The sequence below is a fragment of the Anaeromusa sp. genome, from assembly GCF_028691475.1.
Classification (GTDB): domain Bacteria; phylum Bacillota; class Negativicutes; order Anaeromusales; family Anaeromusaceae; genus Anaeromusa.
Genome location: NZ_JAQUZF010000181.1, coordinates 1 through 3,604 on the forward strand (window position 1 = coordinate 1; position 3,604 = coordinate 3,604).

Below are 3,604 nucleotides of genomic sequence, written 5' to 3' on the forward strand. Positions count from 1 at the left end.
ATTCTCATTTTTCACCAGAATGCTCAAACCGGATTTGTAATACGGCGCGGAAAATGCAACCTTTTGCTGCCGCTCCGGAGTAATGGACACGCCGGAAGCAATCATATCAATCGTACCGGAGTCCAGCGCTGGAATTAACGCATCAAAGCCCATGCTCTGAATCTCTAGCTCCATGCCCATCTCTTTGGCCAAAGCGCGAGCCAGATCCATATCAAAGCCCACATAGTCTTTGCTTTTTTCATCTTGAAACTCAAACGGCGGAAAGGTCATCTCAGCCCCTACGCGCACAACCTTTTTCCCTGCATTATCCGCCTTCTTCTCGCCGCCACAGCCAGCGATCCCCAAAGCAACCGTAAATAAGGCCAATACCAACCATACCAAAGTCTTTTTCTTCATTAGTACATCTCCTTCGCACTCATCTTCTTGTAAGATACTTTCCATCATAAAGTATTTTATGCAAAGATGCAAAATGCGCAATGTTTCGGAAAATGAAAGAAAAAGAAAAAACCTGCGTCATCCGGCAGGATGCGCAGGTTTTGATAGTACTTTATTGTTTTTTACCAAACCACTTTTCATAGAGCTTGTCATATTCGCCACTGGCTTTCATTTCATCCAGAGCTTTATCCATTTTCGTTTTCAGTTCCGTACTTTTTTTGTTCATAGCAATGCCGTATTCCTCAGCCTGCAATACATCGCCTACCATTTTCGCATCCTTGTCGCCGCCCTGTTTCAAATAGTAAGCAGTTACCGGCTTGTCATTGATAACCGCATCGGCTCCGCCGGCTTTCAATTCCATAAAGGCTTCCGGAGCATTGTTGAACTCGCGAACTACAGCATTAGGAATCTTTTTAGCAGCGTCAGCACCGGTAGTACCAATTTGTACGGCAATACGCTTGCCTTCCAAATCTTTCACGCTTTTAATGGTATTATTGTCGTTTTTCACGGCAACAATCAAACCAGACTGATAATAAGGCTTCGAAAACAATACTTTCTTAGCACGTTCTTCTTTAATCGTCATCCCAGCAACAGTAGCGTCAATATTTCCTGCTTCCAGGGCCGGAATCAAGCCATCAAAGTTCATATTCTGAATCTGCACTTCATAGCCCATTTTCGTACCCAGCGCTTTAATCAGGTCGATGTCAAAACCAACATATTCTTTGCTTTTTTCATCTTGGAACTCAAAAGGTGCAAAACCAGGATCTGTACCTATCTTCAATACCTTTTTCCCCTGCTGCTTGTCGCCGCCGCAACCAGCTAATCCCAATGTCAACATAAACATCGCCAATACCATTACCGAAAGCCATTTTTTCGACATTCTTGTTTCCTCCTAACGTTCATTCGCATAGATTTGTTTATAATTATGCATCACTACGTATAATTAGTCAACTACTTTTCTTAAATTTTGAAGAAAGAAGAACTCCGAAAACGAAGATTGAACAAGAGTCACGGGAGAATCTGAGGGTACGTAGGAAAAAAACGAAAATGTACAGTAACTCATTCGTGCCCTCCCGTGACTCCGGTTCTCTTGTTCAATTCCGTTCCTAACCCCGTCGAGCCCTCACTCTACTCCCTATACTCTTGTTCAAAAAACCGTGCCACTCCTGCATACCCTCCCGCGACTCCGGTTCTCCTGTTCAATTCTGTTCCTAACTTCGTCGAACCTCCCCCCTGTACCAAAAGTAAAAGCCCCGGCACAAGACCGGGGCGCATTGCTGTTGCTATTAGTAATTATTGTTCCGCATCGAATTGAAGCATTCACGGCAGTAAACCGGACGATCATTGCGCGGCTCGAAGGGCACCTGCGTAGTCACGCCACAGTTAGCACAAACTACGTCGTGCATTTCGCGCTGCGAGCTTGATCCGCCATCGCGAGTCCGGCGACGGGCGTCGCGGCAGGTACGGCAACGCGTCGGTTCATTTTCAAAACCTTTTTCAGCGTAAAACTCCTGTTCACCTGCAGTAAACACAAACTCTGCTCCACAATCCTTACACGTTAATGTCTTGTCTTGAAATTCCATGCACGAGATCCCTCACCTTATTGGTTTCTAAGGAGGTTGCTTAGCCGACCTGGTCTTTGACCCCACACTCGCCTGCAGGAAGTTTCGCTACGAGGATTCCAATCCGCTCACTACTTCCCCTCTCGAGATCTTACGTCCCGGCAGGTCTTACTTCTAAGCCGCACCATGCTCAAAGCTTCGGAAAAATTATACGAGCTCCTTACGTGGATCGTTTCGCCTGCGACTGGCATCGACTTTCAACCACAGACCTAAGCAACATTTCCCGAGGTCATTATAACGCAATTTCCAGAATATTTCAAGGGAATTAAGCAGGTAAATTGTCAGAAATTGTTTGTCAATCTAGAAATTACCCACGCCCACGTTTTCAAGCAAACAAATCCAACAAAAAGCCGGAGGACTGCCGCAAAGCCGCAACCGCCAAACTTCCTGTCTGCCCATAAGACGGCGCAGACTCCAGCGGACTTGGAACCTTCAAGAGTGTAGACGCAGGACTTGCTCCTACAGCTGAAGATACGGCAGTCAGAGCGCCCGCCAAACCGTTCGCCCCTCCCAACAGCCGCTGCACCCTGCCAGAGTCTTTTGCCAGCGCGGTCGTCAGCCGCTTCTCATCCAGAGCCAGTTCGCCAGTCTGCGTATCCCGAGTTATACCAATATTCGCCAGCTCGTTTTTCTGATATCCCTGGAACTTCGCGTCTACGCGAGAAAAAACGCGCTGCCCCGCAGCAGTCACATTCTCCGCTCCAGTAACCGCTGTTTCCAGTCGATTATAGGCCGTAATCATCTCTTTCGCTGCCGCAACAATACCGGCAGGCTCTTTCCCTACCGTTACTGACGCCTTTTCTGTTGTTGCTTTTTGCAAATTCAGCGTCACATTCCCATAATCTAAAGAAATTTGATTGGACGCAGATGTCGCCGCTTTTCCATTCACGCTATACGCGGCATTATCGGCCTGCTGCGTACGGGTTCCCAGCCCCAACGCCACAACCGCATTGCCGGAGACATCTCGCAAAGTAAAACTTTGGGCCGCCCCGGTTTCCTTGGACTGCAAATTCAGCCCGGCTTTCGTTCCATCGCTGCTTACCGCAGCGCTTACGTTCAAACCGGCTTCATTAAACGCTTTTGCTGCCTTTTCCAGGACTTTACTGTTGTTCTCCCATGCATTCACTGAGAACGATATGGTTTTTTCCTTGCCACTGCTGTCAGTAACACCTAACGTGTAATTACCAGCAGACAAAGCCCCATAGCCTATGGCACTCACGCGCGTCCCTGTATTTTGCTGCGCTGTCGCCACCTTGCTAACTTCCACCTCATACGTTGCCGCCTTGGCCGCAGCTTTAGCCTGCCCGGAAACTGCACTGGATGTCGAGGTCACTGTATTTTGCTTAAAAATAGAATCAACTGCCGTAAACGGCTTGGTTGCTTTTGCCAAAGCCTGGTTTGACAACGATAATTCTTTAATTTGAGTATTCCGGGCCTTGAGCGCCAGTGAATATCCTACTGAGAGCCAGTCGTTCCGATGCATAGAGCCACCCTTGAGAATTTCAGAATATGCTGTAGAGAGCCACTTGGTGTCGCTGTACAATGGA

At 47.7% G+C, this 3,604-nt stretch carries 4 protein-coding genes; all 4 read right to left on the bottom strand.

The genetic code is table 11. The features are described from left to right. Window positions 1-396, bottom strand: a 396-nt coding sequence (locus tag PHF27_RS13845) for a transporter substrate-binding domain-containing protein (RefSeq protein WP_300071314.1), incomplete at its 3' end; no start/stop codon positions are given. Between the two features lie 151 nt (window positions 397-547). Beyond that, complete coding sequence (locus tag PHF27_RS13850; RefSeq protein ID WP_300071317.1) at window positions 548-1,315, bottom strand: basic amino acid ABC transporter substrate-binding protein; 768 nt, start codon at window positions 1,313-1,315, stop codon at window positions 548-550. Window positions 1,316-1,721: 406 nt separating this feature from the next. After that, window positions 1,722-2,018, bottom strand: coding sequence for a zinc-ribbon domain containing protein (locus PHF27_RS13855; protein WP_300071320.1), 297 nt, complete (start codon window positions 2,016-2,018; stop codon window positions 1,722-1,724). 364 nt (window positions 2,019-2,382) lie between these two features. Continuing rightward, window positions 2,383-3,604 (bottom strand): flagellar filament capping protein FliD (gene fliD / locus PHF27_RS13860; RefSeq protein ID WP_300071322.1); only part of this gene is annotated, 1,222 nt, incomplete at its 5' end.